Annotated in this window: 17 protein-coding genes and 1 pseudogene; 6 read left to right on the forward strand and 12 right to left on the reverse strand. The window is 68.7% G+C overall.

The features are described from left to right. Positions 1–85: 85 nt before the first annotated feature. A complete protein-coding gene (locus G1H11_RS25285) occupies positions 86–1,741 on the forward strand; it encodes a serine/threonine-protein kinase (RefSeq protein ID WP_216843848.1) in 1,656 nt (551 codons plus the stop codon). Between the two features lie 45 nt (positions 1,742–1,786). On the opposite strand, the gene G1H11_RS17050 is transcribed toward G1H11_RS25285, so the two are convergent. After that, positions 1,787–3,109 carry a sulfatase-like hydrolase/transferase gene (locus G1H11_RS17050; protein ID WP_163819800.1) on the reverse strand — a complete coding sequence of 441 codons (1,323 nt, stop codon included), beginning with the start codon at positions 3,107–3,109 and terminating at the stop codon, positions 1,787–1,789. A gap of 137 nt (positions 3,110–3,246) precedes the next feature. Between G1H11_RS17050 and G1H11_RS17055 the strand changes: the two genes are divergently transcribed. Then, on the forward strand, positions 3,247–3,939 hold the full coding sequence (locus G1H11_RS17055) for a class I SAM-dependent methyltransferase (protein ID WP_163819801.1): 693 nt from the start codon (positions 3,247–3,249) through the stop codon (positions 3,937–3,939). Positions 3,940–4,112: 173 nt separating this feature from the next. Here G1H11_RS17055 and G1H11_RS17060 read toward each other — a convergent pair whose 3' ends face one another. Continuing rightward, positions 4,113–4,772, reverse strand: a complete 660-nt coding sequence (locus G1H11_RS17060; RefSeq protein WP_163819802.1) for a lysyl oxidase family protein — start codon at positions 4,770–4,772, stop codon at positions 4,113–4,115. A 318-nt stretch (positions 4,773–5,090) separates the two neighbouring features. Here G1H11_RS17060 and G1H11_RS17065 point away from each other — a divergent pair, with 318 nt between their 5' ends. Beyond that, positions 5,091–6,044, forward strand: coding sequence for a S66 peptidase family protein (locus G1H11_RS17065; protein WP_216843849.1), 954 nt, complete (start codon positions 5,091–5,093; stop codon positions 6,042–6,044). 24 nt (positions 6,045–6,068) lie between these two features. On the opposite strand, the gene G1H11_RS17070 is transcribed toward G1H11_RS17065, so the two are convergent. From G1H11_RS17070 to G1H11_RS17085, 3 genes are all read right to left on the reverse strand, one after another. Further along, a complete protein-coding gene (locus G1H11_RS17070) occupies positions 6,069–6,974 on the reverse strand; it encodes a metal ABC transporter substrate-binding protein (RefSeq protein WP_216843850.1) in 906 nt (301 codons plus the stop codon). Positions 6,975–7,030: 56 nt separating this feature from the next. Further along, on the reverse strand, positions 7,031–8,509 hold the full coding sequence (gene aztD / locus G1H11_RS17080; RefSeq protein WP_216843851.1) for a zinc metallochaperone AztD: 1,479 nt from the start codon (positions 8,507–8,509) through the stop codon (positions 7,031–7,033). A gap of 208 nt (positions 8,510–8,717) precedes the next feature. Next, positions 8,718–9,377 carry a TetR/AcrR family transcriptional regulator gene (locus G1H11_RS17085; protein ID WP_163819803.1) on the reverse strand — a complete coding sequence of 220 codons (660 nt, stop codon included), beginning with the start codon at positions 9,375–9,377 and terminating at the stop codon, positions 8,718–8,720. Positions 9,378–9,472: 95 nt separating this feature from the next. Here G1H11_RS17085 and G1H11_RS17090 point away from each other — a divergent pair, with 95 nt between their 5' ends. Beyond that, positions 9,473–10,420: an NAD(P)-dependent alcohol dehydrogenase gene (locus G1H11_RS17090; protein ID WP_163819804.1), complete on the forward strand. Its 948-nt coding sequence runs from the start codon at positions 9,473–9,475 to the stop codon at positions 10,418–10,420. Positions 10,421–10,438: 18 nt separating this feature from the next. On the opposite strand, the gene G1H11_RS17095 is transcribed toward G1H11_RS17090, so the two are convergent. Continuing rightward, positions 10,439–10,639 (reverse strand): hypothetical protein, encoded by a 201-nt coding sequence (locus G1H11_RS17095; RefSeq protein ID WP_163819805.1) that lies wholly within the window; start codon positions 10,637–10,639, stop codon positions 10,439–10,441. Between the two features lie 140 nt (positions 10,640–10,779). Here G1H11_RS17095 and G1H11_RS26590 point away from each other — a divergent pair, with 140 nt between their 5' ends. Continuing rightward, positions 10,780–10,914 carry a hypothetical protein gene (locus G1H11_RS26590; protein WP_281352421.1) on the forward strand — a complete coding sequence of 45 codons (135 nt, stop codon included), beginning with the start codon at positions 10,780–10,782 and terminating at the stop codon, positions 10,912–10,914. Between the two features lie 64 nt (positions 10,915–10,978). On the opposite strand, the pseudogene G1H11_RS17100 reads toward G1H11_RS26590, so the two are convergent. Continuing rightward, positions 10,979–11,411 (reverse strand): annotated as a pseudogene (locus G1H11_RS17100) (DNA glycosylase AlkZ-like family protein); the annotation flags it as partial. A gap of 145 nt (positions 11,412–11,556) precedes the next feature. Between G1H11_RS17100 and G1H11_RS17105 the strand changes: the two are divergent. Further along, the gene (locus G1H11_RS17105; protein WP_163819806.1) at positions 11,557–12,279 is read left to right on the forward strand and encodes a hypothetical protein; all 723 of its coding nucleotides are present in this window, start codon (positions 11,557–11,559) and stop codon (positions 12,277–12,279) included. Between the two features lie 113 nt (positions 12,280–12,392). Here the strand turns inward: G1H11_RS17105 and G1H11_RS17110 are convergent, their stop codons facing one another. Genes G1H11_RS17110 through G1H11_RS17130 form a run of 5 tightly spaced genes read right to left on the reverse strand, consistent with a single transcriptional unit; the run spans position 12,393 to position 17,098 of the window. Then, positions 12,393–12,794, reverse strand: a complete 402-nt coding sequence (locus tag G1H11_RS17110) for a nuclear transport factor 2 family protein (RefSeq protein WP_216843853.1) — start codon at positions 12,792–12,794, stop codon at positions 12,393–12,395. Beyond that, positions 12,791–14,491: a DUF885 domain-containing protein gene (locus tag G1H11_RS17115; protein WP_163819807.1), complete on the reverse strand. Its 1,701-nt coding sequence runs from the start codon at positions 14,489–14,491 to the stop codon at positions 12,791–12,793. Before G1H11_RS17115 ends, G1H11_RS17110 begins: the two co-directional genes overlap by 4 nt. Then, entirely contained in the window at positions 14,488–15,513 is a 1,026-nt protein-coding gene (locus G1H11_RS17120; RefSeq protein ID WP_163819808.1) for an LLM class flavin-dependent oxidoreductase, read from the reverse strand. The genes G1H11_RS17115 and G1H11_RS17120 overlap by 4 nt, the downstream gene beginning before the upstream one ends. Then, on the reverse strand, positions 15,510–15,836 hold the full coding sequence (locus G1H11_RS17125) for a TIGR04076 family protein (protein WP_163819809.1): 327 nt from the start codon (positions 15,834–15,836) through the stop codon (positions 15,510–15,512). Before G1H11_RS17125 ends, G1H11_RS17120 begins: the two co-directional genes overlap by 4 nt. Continuing rightward, positions 15,833–17,098, reverse strand: coding sequence for a metal-dependent hydrolase family protein (locus G1H11_RS17130; RefSeq protein WP_163819927.1), 1,266 nt, complete (start codon positions 17,096–17,098; stop codon positions 15,833–15,835). The genes G1H11_RS17125 and G1H11_RS17130 overlap by 4 nt, the downstream gene beginning before the upstream one ends. Positions 17,099–17,151 lie beyond the last annotated feature (53 nt).

Here is a 17,151-nt window from a genome sequence, read left to right on the forward strand (position 1 = left end):
AGTGCCCGTACAGCCGGGGTCGGTAGGGTGGCTGACCAGTGGCCGACGCCTACCCAGCACTCGCCGGCCAGGAAGGAAGATCACCATGTACGGCCCCGGAGTGCTGCTCGCTGACCGGTATCTCCTGGAGCTACGGATCGGCAGTGGCGGCATGGGCGAGGTCTGGCGCGCCACGGACCAGGTGCTGAACCGGACCGTGGCGGTGAAGGTCATGCGACCGCAATTTGTGGCGCAGCCCGGGTTCGCTCAGCGCTTCCTCGCCGAGGCGCGTGCCATGGCCACCATCAAACACCCAGCTGTCGTCGACATCTACGACTACCAGGGCGATTCCTCGTCAGCCTTCCTGGTGATGGAGCTCGTCGAGGGCGAGCCGTTGTCACACAGACTGCGGCAGGCGGGCCGGATGGACTCGGCGTTCACCACAGCGCTCGTGGCACAAACCGCGGAGGCGCTGCAGGCCGCACACGACAAGGGCATCGTGCACCGCGACGTCAAGCCGGCTAATCTCCTCGTGACGCCCGACGGCCGCATCGTTCTGACCGACTTCGGCATCGCCCGCTCCGGATCCTCCGCGCAGTTGACCGCCACCGGCGAGGTGATCGGCACACCGTCCTACCTGGCGCCGGAACAGGTCCTTGGCCACCGGGCCACGCCTCAGTCGGACATGTACGCCCTGGGCGTCGTCGCCTATGAGTGCCTGACCGGAAGACCGCCGTTCGACGGGGACAACTCGTTCGCCATCGCCACTCAGCGTCTGCACGAACCCCCACCCCCGATGGATGCCGACGTGCCCGCTGATGTCGCCGCTCTCGTCCGGCGCATGCTCGCCACCGAACCGGATCAGCGATGGCCCTCGGCATACGAACTCGCCCGGGCGGCTCGGACCGCGACGACGACGCTCCTGGACGCGGAGACAGTCACTGCCAATCCCGACGCCGTGGCGACCCGGCTACTGGCGACGGTTCCGCCCCCACCCCCGCATCCGCACCCCCCTCCGCCTCCCTCGCCGCCTTCTGGCCAGCCCACCGCGCAGACGACACCGGCACAGCCGACCGCCGCGACTGTACGAGCGCAGCCGGAGACGCAGCCGACCGCCGCCGCACACCACCACACGCCCGTCCAGCCGCCGCCTACCCGGCCATTGGAACCGGAACAGCCCTCGCAGCGTCCCCGCCGCCGGCCGGCAGCCGAGGCACCGGCATCCGAACCGGCCCCACCGGCCAAGCCCGCCAAACCGCGGCGACCGCGCAGCCTGGTCGTCGCCGGTGTCTTGCTCGCCGTGGCAGCCGGCTGCCTCGCGGTCTATGTGGCGATCCTGTCGTCGGTGCGTTCGGACACCGTCACGGTGGCTGAGCGCCGCCTCGCCGACAGCTTCGCATGGCTGGCCGACGCCGTGCCGGTGGCCAGCTGGGCCGTCATCGCGGTGTACGGCTTCCTCGCATTCATGCTGCTGCTCAGCGCGGCGCCACTGGCGCTCGGCAGTCGGGTAGCACGTGGATGGGCGTTTACGTTCGGCTTGACCACGCTGCTCGTCGCCGCGCCCCTCGGCGTCGCCGCCGCCTTCCTCGTGGAGAGGCTGGATCCTGACTCGGAGGTACTGCGCGAACTTGTCGCCGCCATCCCGTCGTCGTACCCGCCGTACATCATCGCCGCCGGCATCACGTCCATGCTCGCCGTTCTCGTCGCTCTGATTCTCCTGATGACGCGCCAGGCCCGGGCCTACGCCGCCGGCCGCAGCTGACGAGCTCCCGCACGGCCTTGCCCAGGCGGGAGGCTCTGGCGACGCTCACGCGTCCTGCCGGAGCACGTCACCGAGATTGCTGTAGGCGTCCTGCAAGCGGCTCGGCCGGGGCGGTGGCGGGACCGTGCCGGACAACAGCGGGTCACCCGTGCGGGCCATCCATTGATCGAGACGCCCGCTCAGCTCCGCCACCAGATCTGCGAACTCGGGCAGCGCGGCCACGTCGCGCTGCTCAGCCGGATCGTCCTGCAGGTCGTACACCTCCACGGGCGGTCTGGGGGCCAGATGGGCGTCACCCATCCCCCGCCGGGTCGGGGACTCCTCGATGTCTTTCGAGAGCACCAGCCGGGGGCCTTCGGTGAAGTTGCGGATGAGCTTGTACCGGCTCGTCCGGACAGCGCGCATCGGGTCGTAGGTGTCGTGGAACGTCTTCTGGAAGAACACGGCACGGCCGTCGTCCCCGTCGGCGCCGCGGAGATCGTCGACGAGACTGCGTCCCTCCCAGCGATCGCTCGGCTCCCCTCCGGCCAGCTCCATGAACGTGGGCACCAGGTCGAGGTGACTGACCAGCCGGGAACGGCGTCCCGGCGAACCGCTCCATCCCTTCGGCGGGCGGACGATCAGGGGAACCTGGACGCCAGGGTCGTAGAGGGTGCCCTTGGCGCGAGGGAAGGCGGACCCGTGATCGGTGGTGAAGACGATGAAGGTGTTCTCCGGATCGCCGAAGCGGTCGACGGCGTGGACCACTCTGCCGACGGCTTCGTCGAGCTGCCGGATCGCGCCGAAGAATCCGGAGAGATCTTCCCGGGTGTGCTCGTTGTCCGGCAAGAAGTCTGGAACCTCAATGCCGCCGGGATCGACCGGCGGATAGTCCTCGCGCCGCCACGGCCGGTGCGCTTCCCACATGCCGACGGTCAAGAAATACGGACGACGACGTTCCGGCCGGTCACGCAGCCAACGCTCCGCCTCGTCGGCGACCGGCAGGGCACGCGGGAGGAACCCGATGCCGCGTACCTCGCCGAAACCGAGGACGGTGGGATCCGGGTGCTCGTGCTGGAGGCCGACAAGCGTGGTGTGGTAGCCCTCCCGTTCCAGCAGCTCAGGGAGTGTCTGGACCCCCGCCCGGTAGCGCCAGCCCGCGTGCGCCAGCCCCATCAGGCCGTTGACGTGCGGAGACAGGCCGGTGAACAACGACGAGCGGGCGGGCGTGCAGAGCGGCGCCGTCGAGAAGGCGCGGTCGAAAACCACCGACTCCTCGGCCAGCCGGTGAATGTGCGGGCTGGCGACCGAGCGCATCCCATAACAGGACAAAAACGTTCCAACGTCATGACAATGGATCAAGACGATGTTCAGTTGGTTGCCTACCACGAGTTGACGACTCCTTCGCCGGGCCGACGCCTTGCCCGCAACCGCCGCGAGGACGGCGGCACGGATGAGCCCACGATAGACGCACGAAGCACCGGGTCGCCTTGCCTCAGCAGTGCGAGAATGATTATCGTTAACTCATGTCGAACACTCAGAGCACCACGACCGTGCGCGCCTTCGACGAGGCCGCTAGCGACTTCGATGACCTCGGCCAGTTCCTCTGGGAGCCGATCGGGGCGGCTACGGTCGAGGCCACCAGTCCCAGCGCCGGTGATCACGTCCTGGACGCGTGCTGCGGCGTCGGCGCGTCGGCCATTCCCTCGGCCAGCCGTGTGGGACCGGATGGGCGGGTCGACGCGATCGACCTCTCAGCACCAATGATCGACGAGCTCACGAGCCTCGCCGCTGATCTGCCGCAACTGCATGCCACGCACGCGGACGCCACGTCCTGGCCCACCGACGGATATGACGTGGTGCAGTGCGTCCTGGGTATCTTCTTCTTTCCCGACATGGCCACAGGCACCGACTGGCTCGCCAGCCGCGCCCGGCCGGGCGGGCGCGTGGGCTTGACCATCTGGCGGCGTGGTTCGATGGAGGCAGCCGGCCACCACCTGATCCGGGCGGTGGCCGAAGTCACCCGGACCGACCCGACCCGCAGGCCGTCACACCCCATCGACGACGTCAACCAGGCCACGGATTTCCAGTCGTGGCTCAGCGACGCGGACGTCGAGCGAGTTTGTGTCGCCTACCTCGAGTCACTTCGAGCTGAGAACGTCGACCACCTGGACGCCACCACGCTCATCGGCCTCGGCAGCCGGCCGTCGCAGGCATGAACCCCAGCCGCTCTCGCCTGACCGAACCCGATGATCATGTCGCATCATCGCGGTGAGCATCTCACTACCGGCGTCTCAGTCCTGTGCTGGACGGCGGAATACAGCGATCACGCCGGCCCCGGCAGCCAACAGCGCGAGCGCCACAAGGACCGCACGAATCCGGAGTTTCTTCGTCACCCGCACTCGTCGTTGCCGGACTGCCTGCTCGCCTCTTGACCGGCCAGCTCAACAGCCACGACGGAAGAGTTGTCCTCGTCGTCGGTTTCCCGGATCAGCCCTTCAGGGTCAGCGGTGAGCTCCAGGCAGTACACGCCATCCTCAAGATCGTCCGGTAACTTCAGGGCTTGCCCCGGCAGGTCCGCGTCGTAGATGTCGGCGAATCCCGGCGTGACACCTTGGACCGTGTCGCGCTCACAGTCGCCGTAGTGTTCCGATGCGTCGGCCCACCGCTCCCCTTCCAGGCGCCTGTTGTCTCTCATGCAGAAGCTCACCTTCTCGGTGGCGCTCACCGGCCGGCTCTCACCTGGACGGGTCAAGGCGTAGCCCGCGGACGCGTCGAAATGCCAATGGTCGTGGTCAGGATGGAAGACCATGCATCCTGCAGGGAACCGCCGCGTCGCGGTGTCCCGGTCCGGGTCGAAGGAGTCGTCGCCGTCCACATCACGGTGCACCAGCTGCGACGCGTGCCGCTGACCTTCAGGACAGTCCCCCGCCTCGTCGGGCATCAGGACGAGCGGACCGTCGCCGGCATTCGCAAGCGCTGCGGTGAAACGCAGCTCCAGGCCGCCGTCAGCCGGACGCACATGGACGTCCTCGGCAGGCAGACTGCGCATGTTGGGCAGAAGAAGGGCCGGGCGAGGCGGCCGTGTGGACACCGACGGCGCGGCGGACCGCGTCGCGGACGGCGCACCTGTGCTGGTGACATCAGGCTCCATCTGAGTGGCCGGCCCGGCATGCCCTTGGCTCGGCTCCGACGTGTCTCCACCGTCCTGACAGGAGGCCGTGATCAGCACCAGCGCCACGGCCACGCCGGCAAGAACCGACCGGTACGCATGTGACTCCACACTGACCCCCCGCGGACGAACCACATGTCCAGAGTCCGCCTCATTCGAAATCCCGTCAACGGCGTGGCCCATGACAGACTGCAGCGGGTGACAATTCACAAGGACCGCGCCGGCGCCACGAACATGCCCGGACGTGGCCCCGCCCTCATCCCGCCGCGACTGAAACCGGGTGACCGGGTGCGCTTCGTTTCACCTGCCAGCCCACCGAGCCGTGAACATGTCCAGAACAGCGTCGAGTTGCTGACGAGCTGGGGCCTGCGGGTAGAGCTCGGCGATCATGTCCTGGACCAGGTCGGCTACCTTGCGGGAACCGATGAGGCGCGCCTCGCCGACCTCAACGACGCGTTCCGGGACCCAGGCGTGCGAGCCGTCATCGCGACCCGGGGCGGCAAGGGCGCGTACCGCATCTCGCACCGCCTCGACTTCGACGCCGCCCGGCGTGATCCCAAACCACTCGTCGGATTCAGCGACATCACCATCCTGCATATGGCCCTGTGGAAGTGGTGCGGACTTGTCGGCGTCCACGGACACGCCGGCGCCGAAGGAACGCGTCGCGTTCTGATGGGCACCGAACAGGTCGTCATCCCGCAGAACCCCGACGACGTCTCCGCCGCCACAACCATGCCCGGGCTGGCTACCGGATTCTTGATGGGCGGCAATCTCGGCACGTTGCGGACCTCGGTGGGATGCGAGCTCCCCAGCTTTGATGGGGCGATCCTGCTGATCGAGGATTACATGGGCACCGGTCTCGGCGAGATCGACCGGGAGCTGACTCAGCTCGCGAAGTCAGGCATGCTCGACGGTGTACGGGGAGTCGCTGTCGGCCACATCCTCGGATTCGAGGAGCTGCTCGGCGACGAGACACTCGGCGGCTGGTCGGTCCTCGACGTCCTGAACGATCATCTGAGCCGGCTGGGCGTTCCCGTGCTCGGCGGACTGCCCCTCGGACACGGCTCCGACCCCTGGTCGGTGCCTCTCGGCACCACGGCCACGATCGACACAGACGCCGGAACCCTCACTGTGGATCCGGCCGTCTCGTGACTCCCTCCCTCTCCCATGCGGACGCTAGCCGTCGCAGACCAATCCGCGGGTCAGTGCCTCCAGGTTGGCGCGCATGACCCTCACGTAGTCGTCGTCGCTGGGCCGCTCCATGGGGTCGAGCACATCGGTGCCCACGCCCAGCTCATCAGCCAGCCGCTCCGCCATCTTCTGGGTGGCGTTGACCTCGAAGAAGATCGTTCGCACGCCGGTCTCCTCGACCACCGCCATCACCTCGCGCAGCCGGGCCGGCGAGGGCTCTACTTCAGGGTCGACGCCTGCGATGCCTACCTGATTGAGGTTGTAGCGTGCGGCCAGATAGCCGAAAGCCTCATGCGACGTGACCACCGTGGCGTCGGCGCAGGGCTTCAAGGCGTCGGCGAACTCGTCGTCGAGCTGGGCGAGCTCCTCCTCGAGTGCCGAGGCACGATCCCGGTACTGCGAGGCGTGTTCTGGCTCGAGCTCCGCGAGGGCGTCGGCGACTTGGTGACCGGCCCAGGCCAGACGCATCGGATCCAGCCAGAAATGCGGATCCGACCCGGCGTCGGGGAGCTCCTCCGCACCCGCCCCACCCGGGGTGTCGGCGTGAGCGGCGTCGGCGGTGTCCACCACGGGAACGTCGAGCAAAGCCACGGCATCGTCGGTGGCCGGCTGAAGCCCGGAGAGATACACGATCAGGTCGGCCTCCTGCAGCTGGCCGAACTTCGCCGGGGACAGCTCCAGGTTGTGCGGGTCTGAGCCGGCGGGCGTCAGGTTGGTGACCTGCGCATCCTCGCCCGCCACCCGTTGCGCCACGAAAACGAGCGGCGAGAAGGATGCCATCACCTCCAGCCCGTCATCGCCGGCACTCGCCTCTGCGGCGCATCCCGCGGTGAGAACCGCCAGTGCCATGCCGGCGCCGAGCATGCCGTTGCGGCGGTGTCGGGTCGTCAATGTGGTCTCCTGCCACCAGGGGCGGCGAACGTCATGCCGCCGCCCCCGATCGTCCTTCAGTGATCGTGCTCGTCGTCTTCGTCGTGCTCGTGCTCGTCGTGCTCGTCGTCTTCGTCGTGCTCATGCCCTTCGTCGTGCTCATGCTCGTCGTCGTGCTCGTCGTCTCCGCTGTGCTCGGAGGAAACACCCTCGACGGCGTCGCCGGTGACACCAGTCATCTCGTTCGGCGTGACATCGAGCTCCACGCTGTTCCAGACCTCACCGGTCGGGATGTCCACGGCGTGCACCGTGTTGGTGCTCGGGTCGGTGACGTACGCCGTGCCGTCGAGCATGGTGATGGTGGGACGTGGCTGCTGCCACTCCGTCGGCTCCTCCCACTCCTCCATGACCGGGATCGAGTCGACCAGCTCGGCAGTCTCCGGATCGATGACGTGGATCTGCCCGTCGGTGCCGAGAACCAGCCCTTCACCGTCGTCGCCCCGGGCCAGGGACCGGAACGTGTAGCTTGCGGGCAGATCGACCAGGCTGAGCTCGGCCGTCCGGGTGTCCACGAGCGCCACCCGCGTGGGCCGCTCCAGATCGGCGTCGGGATCGCTCTTGTAATCACCCAGGACTATCGGCGAGTTCTCGGAGCCGGCCTGGTTGCCGATCCGGCCGTAGTCGTCCGGGCTGTCGACCTTGGTGATCTCTCCGTCCGCGTACACGAGCACGCCGTCCTCACAGCCAACGACGACGGTCTCGTTAGCGGCCACGGCCTCACCGTGTACACCCGGGCAGTCGTCGGACGCGGCGATCTCCTCGCCGTCGGCGTCCAGCACCCGGATACCCGTGCGCGCTTCCTCGTCGCCCTCGGAGACGACCAGGGTGCCGTCGCTGAGTTCGACGGCCACGCCGTGGTGTGCCGACGGCGTGACGTACTCACGCATCTCGCGGCCGGCGTCGGCGGCATCACCGGAGTCGAACACCCAGACCTCGCCCGTGCCGTCGTCGAAAAGCGCGGTCCGGCCGTGGTGGACAACGACGTGCCCGGGCGTCTGCGCCGGCTCGATCACATCCGTGAGATCCGGTGCGGCGGTGTAGAAGTGGGAATGGTCGCCGTGCGGCTCGCCCCACGTACCCATGTCGAGCACCTGGAAGCCGCCCGTGGTGGACACGAACAGGTGACGCTCGTCGCCCGCGGGGTTTAGCCGGTTGAAGCCGTCGAGCGCGATGTCCTCGATGACGTCCAGCGTGGTCGCGTCGAGGACCTGGATACCGCCGTCATAGGTGACAGCCAGCCGTGGCGATCGGGCCGAGACCTCGGTGGCCTCACCGTCCGTGGCCTCATCCTCGGAGGTCTCCGGCTCGGTCGCGTCGTCGGTCTCCTCGATCTCCGCCGGCAACTCGGAGGTCTCATCGGCGGCGTCGTCCTGATCGTCACCCGCACATCCGGCGAGAACGAGCCCGGACAGTGCGACACCGGCGAACAGCCTGGTAGCGGTTCGGCGAGGCGAGCGCTGCATCGCCTCGCGCAGCGTGTGGGAATGAATCGTCATCACAGATCTTGAGCGCCGGTGGCGCTCTGCTCCCTTCAACAGCCGTCAAGAACAGAGCTCAGCGTAACAGATAATGCGATCCATTCTCATAACGGTTCCGCTCGACACTAGTTTGTGTCCCAGAGTGAGCGTGAGCTCAGCGCACCGAACCGGGAGCACCAGGGTGCTGTGAGTAGGTCACAGCACTGGCCCGGATTCACCGGGAGCGTCAGGGCGAATCGTTGCCGGCCAGCCGGAGCTCAAGGCTGTCGAGGATCAGGTCCAGGCCGATCTGGAATTCGTCGGCGTAGGAGTAGTCGCGGTGGAGAACGTGCTGGGTGATCTGTTCGACAAGATGCGGGTAGTCATCCGGGGACAGTGCGTGCTCGATCTCGCCCACGAACTCGTCGACGCCTTCGCCCGCATTGAACGGAAGGTTGAGTTCGGTGAGCACGAACCCGTAGACGTAGGCGTCTATGGCGGAGAAGGCGTGTGACGCCAGAGCGACCGAGAAGCCGTTGTGACGCAGGCAGCCGAGCACGCTGTCGTGGTGCCGGAGCAGCGCTGGGCCGGGTGAGCGACGCGACTCGATGAGGCCCAGCGCCCATGGGTGACGTGACAGCACGCTCCGAGCCGACGCGGCCCGGTCGGTCATGGCTTGCCGCCATGGCTGCTGCGACTCAGGCAGCTCGATGCGCGTGAAGACCCAGTTCGCCAGGCCGTCCAGCAATGCTCCCTTGCCATCCAGATGGTGGTAAAGCGACATCGCTTCGACGCCGAGTTCCTTGCCGACGTTGCGCATGCTCACCTGGGTCAGCCCACCGCGGTCTGCGACCCGCACGGCGGCGTCGACGATGCGGTCGTGGCTGAGCGCTGGACGGCGCGGCATGGCGAAACCTCTTCTTCAGGACCTCGGGCCTTGCGAACTTACGCTCGTAAGGTTATCGTGAATCCCACAGACTTACAGGCGTAAGGGGAACGTGAATGCAGGCAGCGGTTGTCCACAAGTACGGGGCGCCAGACGCCGTGAACGTCGTCGATGTCCCCCAGCCCAAGCCTGGGACCGGCGACGTTCTGGTGCGTGTCAGGGCAGCCGCGGTCACCTCGGCCGACTCTCGCGTCCGCGCAGCGCGATTTCCCTCCGGGTTCGCGTTGTTCGCGCGGTTGGCTTTCGGCGTGTTGCGGCCGCGGCGTGCGATCCTGGGCAGCGCCTTCTCCGGGGAGGTAGCGGCCGTCGGAGCTGGCGTGTCCGGCTTCTCCCCCAGCGACGAGGTTTGCGGCATGACGGGGACCAAACTCGGCGCTCACGCCGAGTACGTCGTGGTGCCCGCGAAGAAGCTCGCCCGTGTGCCGGCCGGGGTGAGCCACGAGGACGCGGCCGGGCTGCTCTTCGGTGGCACTACGGCACTGTACTTTCTGCGGGACAAGGCGGTCGTCAAGCCCGGCATGTCCGTGCTCGTCAACGGCGCGTCGGGCGCGGTCGGCACCAGCGCCGTCCAACTGGCGAAACACCTCGGTGCCACCGTGACCGGCGTGACCAGCTCGTCGAACGCGGCTCTGGTCACGACACTGGGTGCCGAGCGCGTGATCGACTACACAGCCCACGACGTGGCCACCGTCACAGACCAGTTCGACGCGGTTCTCGATACCGTCGGCAACCTCTCCATCGCATCGGGCCGGCGTCTCCTGAACGATGACGGCGTGCTGGTGCTGGCCGTCGCCGGCCTGGGAGAGCTCGTCCGTGCGCGCGGCAAGGTCATCGCGGGCGCCGCCCCCGAACGAGTCGAGGACTTCGAGTTCCTGCTCCGGCTGGTGGCCGACGGCGAGTTCACGGTCGTGCTGGATCAGGTCTACGGCCTCCACGACGTTGCCGCGGCGCACCGCCGGGTCGACAGCGGCCGCAAGGTCGGCAACATCGTGGTACGTCCGTAAGCGCGACCGCCGCCGTACCTAACCGGCGGTAAGGAAGTCGGACGGACTCAGGGCGGCGTTCCTGAGCATGGGAATACAGGACGTCTCGCTGTTCACCGGGGCATCGGCCACGGCTTCGAGGATCGCTCCCCAGTTCGGGTTCTTCGCGCCGTCGAAGCGCCAGTCGGTCACCGCGTCTGCCCTAGTCACCCGGCGCGGTGGCCAGTAGTGTCCGCTCATTCGACCACCTCGACGTGGCAGCTCGATGTCTGCTGTGTGGCCGAATGTCTTCACTCACGCGAATTTCCGCCAACGGCTCGCGTGAACAGGCGTACAGTGGAGCCACCGGAGCTGACCAAGCTCCTAACCAGGGAGCATTCATGGCCGACAAGTCGCCCCGACAACACATGTCCAAGAAGGCCGGGAAGTCTCTCAAGGAGAAGCGCGCCGACAAGGCAGCCAAGGCGAACGCGAAGGCGAAGACCGAGATTCCGCTGCCCACGAAGAAGCGCTGACACCGCACGTCGCCGTGCCCAGGATCGCCGGCGGCTGCCGGTTTCCGCCGGGTAGGGGGCGTGTTCAGCGGGACGCGTAGGCCGCCGTGAGGCCGAGCCAGTCGGCGAGGGCGTCGATTTCCGCCTCGACGGCGTCGGCGATCTCCGAACTGAACGGCACATCCTCGTGGACCGCGAAGACGTTCAGCATGCCGGCCTTGCGGTCCGCCTTGGCGTCAAGCTTCCCCACCAGCCGGTCACCATGCAGGGTCGGCAGCGCGAAGTAGCTCCAGCGCCGCTTGGCCGCCGGCTTGTACATCTCCAGCACGTACTCGAAACCGAACAGGTCCAGCGCCCGGTCGCGGTCATAGACGAGCCGGTCGAACGGCGAGAGCAAGGCGGTGCGGCCAACAAAGCCGTCCCCATTTGTCGAGCGCGTCCGGATCGACAAGCCAGGTGCCGTCGACGCCGTCCACCTCACACACAACGCCGACGTCGCCAAGGTCCGTCGGCTCCGCCGGCGTCCGGACGGCGCGCTGCGAGTGATCCCCAGCGGGTGGTCACGCCGTCATATGCCTAGCGCCTGACGCGAACACGTTCAACGGCCCCATCCAGCCGAGGCACCATCTCCGCGCGGCCCTGTTGAGCGCTGGGCCGCAGGCCATGGTCAGCGGAGCGTCCGCCTGCCGCGCCTACGGCATCCGCTACATCCCGGACCACGCCGAGAGCATCATCCTGGTCCCGGACTCCGTCCGGCGGGTATCCGCAACCAGCATACGCATGCGGCGGGTGTCGCTCCTGCCAGAGGCTCGGATGGTCGGTGGAATCCCCACTGCCCCTCCGGAGCGAGCCGTCATCGACACCTGCCGCGGCATGACGTCGCTCCAGGACGTCCGCGCCGTGTTGTGTGAAGCCGCCCAGCGGGGGCTGACGACTCCTGAGCGCCTCATTTGCACCCTCGGCGCCGCTCGATGGAAGGGCTCGACGCTGGTGCGGCGTGCTCTGGACGATCTCGCCGCCGGCTGCCGCTCCGCGCCTGAATGTGAACTCCGCGACCTGGTCCGCCGTTCGCGTTTCCTCGATGAGCCACGTTGGAACCAGGTGCTCCCGCATCACGCCCACAGCCCAGGGGACGTCGGCAGTGACCCGTCGATGCGTCCGGATGCGTGCTGGCCGAACGCCTGGGTGGTGGTCGAAATCGACTCGGCGGAATGGCATCGGTACGGCGACCGCGTCGAGCAGACCGAACGCCGACGAGCCAGGTACGCCGCATTGGGTTGGACCGTGCTGCCCGTCTCTCCCCGCAGGCTTCGCGAAGAACCCGACGCCGTACTCCGGGAGATCGAGGCCGCCGTCGCGGCCGTGCTCGCGCGCACCGCCGCCTAGGACCCATGCTGACCAGATCATCGGTGGACGGTTCTTTCGGCGATGGAAGATCGTGTGGGCCAGGGCCCTAGAGAGCTTCCACCGTTGAAAGAACCTTCCACTGCGGCGTCGCCTCAAGCCCGTTCGAGTTCTGCGTGGTGGTGGACGATGCGCCACCGGTCGGTGCGGCGGAGCACGTCGGTCATGCGATGCACGGTGGGAGCCTCCTCGCCTTCGAGAGTGACCCACAGCAGGCTGCACGTCAGCGCGGTGTCGTCCCAGACGTCCACGCTCATCACCTCGGGGACGACGCTGAGCACGGCTGGTCCGCCGCTGCGGCCGGCCGCACGGGCGTCGCGCAGCTCGTCCAGCGCCGTTAGGCCGCGCATCAACCGGGGTGCGTCGCTCTCCCAGATCGTGACCCCGGGATCGAGGTGGGCGTCGAAGGCCGGGCGATCACCGAGGCTGGCGTAGAGCGACACGATGACGTTGGCGACGTCGCTGGGCATGTCCTGTTCTCTGCTATCCCCAGTCATGTCTCGGCCGTCCTCTCCGCTGTGAGCATGGCCAGTCCGGCGCGTAGGGGATCCAGTCCCATCGGACCCAACGCGAGTGCTTCGGCATGGAAGGTGCGCAGGTCGAACGCGCTTCCCCGGGCGCGCTGGGCCTCTTCGCGCACCTGATGCCACAGCCGCGAACCGACCTTGAACGCCAATGCCTGGCCGGGCCAGCCGAGATAGCGGTCCACCTCGAAGCGCGCCGTCTGCGGATCGACCCCCGCCACGCGGTGCAGCATTTCGGCGCCCGCCTCAGGGGTCCACGTTTCGCTCTCGACGAATCCGTTGCCCGCGGGGATCGGCAGCTCCAGGTGCAGCCCGAGATCGATCACGATCCGGCAGGCACGCCACAGCTGGGCGTGAATCTGCCCCAGGCGATCACCCGGATCGTCCAGCAGGCCGATCTCCCCCGCCAGCTGCTCGGCGTAGTGAGCCCATCCTTCGGCGTACCCGTGCACATGGCAGAGCAGGCGTTGCCATGGATGCAGGTCCGTCAACGCATAAGTGACCGCGTGCTGAAGGTGATGACCGGGAACCCCCTCGTGGTGCACCGTGCTCACCTCACGCCAGGTGGCGACATGCGTGGTGCCGTCCGGGACCGTCCACCACACGCGCCCGGGTCGGGTGAGCGCGGCATCGGGCGGCGTGTAGTACATCACTCCCGATGCCGCAGTGGTCATCCGGGCTTCCACCTGCCTGGTGGCGGCCGGGATGTCGAACCACCGGCCGTCGACGGCATCGGCGACGGCGTCGAGGCGGTCCTGCAGCCACACTCGCAGCGGTTCGCCAGTGGGCACGCGGCGCGCCGGATCGGCGTCCAGCTGCCTGGCCGCCGCAGCCGCGTCAGGCTCCCCGCAGATCGCCGCGGCCACCTGCCGCGCCTCGGTGGCGAGCCGTGTGAGTTCCTGCCACCCCCACTCGTACAGCTCGTCCAGGTCCACCTCGGCGCCGAGGAACGCACCGGCGGTGACCTGGTAAACCTCGTGTCCGACGGCGTCACGCGCCGGGGCGCGTCCCATGAGATCACTCCGGAGCCACTCGGCCAGACCCACCGACGCCTCGGTGGCCCGGTGAGCCGCTTCGCCGATCTGCCCGGTCAGTGCCGCGTCAGGACACCCGGCGACGAGCCCGCCGTAGAAGTCCGCGGCCACCCAGGCGTCGATCTGATCGGCCACGAGTCCCACCTGCCGGCGCGCGACCACGTGTCCGCGGCCGGCCGCCGTGGACAACGTCGCCGCATACTCTCGCAAGGCCCGCGGCACTTCACGCAGGTTCTCGGCGACGACGCGGTAGTCCTCCGGCGTCTCGCGCGGCAGGTCGTCGAAGACCTGGCGCACCAGATGAATGGGGCTGGCCAGCGGTGCGAGGAGGCGGCGGGCGAACCCGACCTCGTCCAGGGCGGCGTCGCTGGTCAGCCGTTCTTCCAGCGCGAGCCCGAGCAGCTGGTCGGCGCGGCTGGCGCGCCCAGCCGCTTCCGTCTCCTGCCATCGGCGCACCCGCGTCAGGGCGCCCCTGACGGCCTGGTCTCGCTGGGCGAACGCATCGGGTCCCAGCCACGGGACACGCACGGCACTCCCGCGTCCGATCGCCTCGGCGGCGCCGGGATCGAGTTCGGCCAGCTCGGCCAGGTAGTCGTCGGCGATGCCCCGGATGGGTTCGGGCTGCCCGCTCGTCATGCGACCTCCTGCGCGGCGCCGGCGTCATGGTGGATGCCGAGGGCCTCCCGGACGGCGGGCAGCACCCGAGTGCCGAGAAGCTCGATCCCGCCGTGCCCGGTGAGACCGTGCGGGGTCCCGAACTCGATCCGGTCGGCTCCGGCCGCGGCCAGCTCGACGGCGTGCTCGGCGACCTCGGCGGGGGTGCCCGCCAGGCAGAAGAGTTTCAGCACATCCAGGGGCAGCAGCCGGCCGGCCTCGTCGATCTCACCACGCGTCACCAGCTCGTGAACACGGGACATCAGGTCGGGATCGAACTGCGTGGACCGGTCCAGGCCGGCCACCACGTCCACGTACATCGCCACCTCGCGGCGGGCCAGCGCCCGAGCCCGGTCGCCGTCCTCATCGACGACCGTGACGGCGCCGGCGGCCACGGCGACCCGCGTGCCGCCCGCGTCGTCGAGCCAGGTCCGCATGAGCCGCACCATGGCGGCGTTGGCGGTGCCGCCGATCTTGACCTCCTGTGCCACCTCCGCCGCCACCCGGGCGCCCTTCGGCCCCCAGGTCCCGAGCATGACGTCGACGTCTTGCCGCAGCGGCGCGTAGGCCAGTCCGGCGCCCGGTTCTAGCTGGAACACCGTTCCCTGGAAGCCGGAGCGGTCGCCGCCGAGCAGAGCGCGGGTCAGCAGGATCGTCTCCCGCAACGCCGGTATCGGTCGCGACTGCGTGATCCCGAGCCGGGAGAGCCACGTGCCGCGGGCGATCCCGAGCCGCGCGCGACCGCCGCTGGCGGCGTCCAGCGCCGCGTGCTGCCCGGCGATCTCGACCGGGTGGGTGAGATAGGGATTGAGGCAGGCCGGCATGAGGGAGAGCCGCGTCGTGGCGGCCGCGGCATGCAGCAGAGCCGGGAGCGGCGGTTGGAAGCCGAGATCGGCGTAGATGGACAGCCCGTCGAAGCCGAGCTCCTCGACTCGCTGAGCGGCGGCGGCATACTCCGCGGGCGACTTGTCCGACTGCAGCGCCACGGTGATGCGCGCGGTCATGTCAGCTCCTCGGTGGGGATGCGGGAGAGACCGGTCCGTTCGACCCGCATGATCAAGCGTTCCTCAGGGTCCGGGCAGGCGATCTCGGCCTCGTTGGCGAGCCAGTCGCCGTCGTCCATCGGCCGTTGCATGGCCGGAAGGAGCGGGAGCGCGGCCGCGAGCGCATACAGGCAGAAATGCCGTCCCTCGGGGATGCGGAGCTGGCTGGAGCGGGTGATCTCGCAGGAGTCCCCCACGGCCATCCCGCACACCGAACGGCCCTCGATGCGGTCGACGACGACGCGCAGGTCGGAGAGCTCGGTGATCTTCCTGTCCTCGTTCATGCCGCACCTCCGACACGCAGCAGCCCGCGGTCGTCCCGGGCCACCTGTCCGGCCCGCACCACCCCGTGAAGTGCTCGCAGCGCGGAGACGTCCAGCGTCGGGTCGCCGTCCAGAACCAGCAGATCCGCCTGGGCGCCGGGTGCGAGCGATCCGAGTGAACCGGCGGCGCCCAGCCACGCGGCCGCCGCGCTGGTGGCGGAGACCATGACGGCGTGCGCGGACATTCCCGCCTTGGCCATGAACTCCATCTCCCGCACCGTGGCTGTGGTCTCGTCGTAGGGAACCTGCGGCGGCATATCGGTGCCCATGATGATCGGCACGCCCGCAGCGATCGCGTGCTGCAGGCTCTGCCAGTGCCGTGGCCCCGCGGAGAGGGCGCGGTCGATCATCCACCGCGGGACACCGGAATCCAGGAAGAACTGTTCGCAGCGGCTGACCGTGATGGTGGGGCAGTACGCGACGCCGCGTTCGGCCATGGTGGCGCACAGCCCGGCTTCGAGCTCGTACCCGTGCTCCACGCAGTCCAGGCCGAGCTCCACCGCACGGGCGATCACCTCGGACGGCCCGGCGTGGGCGGTGACCTTGCGTCCCCAGTCGTGGGCGGTGGAAATCACCGCGGACATCTCGTCGTCGGTGAGCTGCGGGGTGTTGATCTGCTCGTATTCCCCGGCGATCCCGCCGGAGATGCACACCTTGATCAGGTCCGCGCCGGCGCGGATCTGCTCCCGGGTGGCCCGCCGGAACCCGTCGGCCCCGTCCGCCTCCACGGCGTCGGCGCCGTGCCCGTGGCCGCCGGTACAGCACAGCGCGTGCCCGGCTGTGTAAATGGTGGGGCCGTCCACCTGCCCACGCCGGATCGCGCCGCGCAGCGCCATGTCGGCGAACCGGCTCTCCCCCACCAGACGCACGGTGGTGACGCCGGCACGCAGAACGTCGCGCGCATTGCCCGCCATGAGCAACACCTGTTCGGCGTCGGTGGCGGCCCGGCTGGCCTCCGCCAGCGGACCGGGCAATGCCAGGCCGAGATGTACGTGCATGTTCACCAGGCCGGGTGTCACCGTCGCGCCGCCGAGCTCCACCACGGCGTCACCGTCGTCCCGCGCCTGCGCAAGGACCTCCTCGGCGCCGCCGACCGCGCGGATCGTGCCGTCCGGCGCGATGCGCAGCGCCTGGTCCTGTACCGCGGATGCGGTGTGCCCGTCCCAGAGCGCGCAGTCCACCAGGACCGCCCCTCTTCCGGGTCCGGCCAGCGAGCCGATCATGCTCGTCACGTCCTCTCGTGCTGTTCCTACGTTGTGCCGTGGGGGGGGTCGAG

The sequence above is a fragment of the Phytoactinopolyspora alkaliphila genome, assembly GCF_010550695.1.
In the GTDB taxonomy this organism is placed as follows: Bacteria; Actinomycetota; Actinomycetes; order Jiangellales; family Jiangellaceae; genus Phytoactinopolyspora; species Phytoactinopolyspora alkaliphila.

Excerpts from the sequence above, each read along its gene's own strand:
- G1H11_RS17105 (WP_163819806.1), top strand. The coding sequence starts at position 11,557 with ATGGTCAGCGGAGCGTCCGCCTGCCGCGCCTACGGCATCCGCTACATC.
- G1H11_RS17095 (WP_163819805.1), bottom strand. The coding sequence starts at position 10,639 with ATGAGCGGACACTACTGGCCACCGCGCCGGGTGACTAGGGCAGACGCG.
- G1H11_RS17085 (WP_163819803.1), bottom strand. The coding sequence starts at position 9,377 with ATGCCGCGCCGTCCAGCGCTCAGCCACGACCGCATCGTCGACGCCGCC.
- G1H11_RS17060 (WP_163819802.1), bottom strand. The coding sequence starts at position 4,772 with ATGCGCAGTCTGCCTGCCGAGGACGTCCATGTGCGTCCGGCTGACGGC.
- G1H11_RS17120 (WP_163819808.1), bottom strand. The coding sequence starts at position 15,513 with ATGACCGCGCGCATCACCGTGGCGCTGCAGTCGGACAAGTCGCCCGCG.
- G1H11_RS17125 (WP_163819809.1), bottom strand. The coding sequence starts at position 15,836 with ATGAACGAGGACAGGAAGATCACCGAGCTCTCCGACCTGCGCGTCGTC.
- G1H11_RS17115 (WP_163819807.1), bottom strand. The coding sequence starts at position 14,491 with ATGACGAGCGGGCAGCCCGAACCCATCCGGGGCATCGCCGACGACTAC.
- G1H11_RS17130 (WP_163819927.1), bottom strand. The coding sequence starts at position 17,098 with ATGATCGGCTCGCTGGCCGGACCCGGAAGAGGGGCGGTCCTGGTGGAC.
- G1H11_RS25285 (WP_216843848.1), top strand. The coding sequence starts at position 86 with ATGTACGGCCCCGGAGTGCTGCTCGCTGACCGGTATCTCCTGGAGCTA.
- G1H11_RS17090 (WP_163819804.1), top strand. The coding sequence starts at position 9,473 with ATGCAGGCAGCGGTTGTCCACAAGTACGGGGCGCCAGACGCCGTGAAC.
- aztD (WP_216843851.1), bottom strand. The coding sequence starts at position 8,509 with ATGACGATTCATTCCCACACGCTGCGCGAGGCGATGCAGCGCTCGCCT.
- G1H11_RS17055 (WP_163819801.1), top strand. The coding sequence starts at position 3,247 with ATGTCGAACACTCAGAGCACCACGACCGTGCGCGCCTTCGACGAGGCC.
- G1H11_RS26590 (WP_281352421.1), top strand. The coding sequence starts at position 10,780 with ATGGCCGACAAGTCGCCCCGACAACACATGTCCAAGAAGGCCGGGAAG.
- G1H11_RS17110 (WP_216843853.1), bottom strand. The coding sequence starts at position 12,794 with ATGACTGGGGATAGCAGAGAACAGGACATGCCCAGCGACGTCGCCAAC.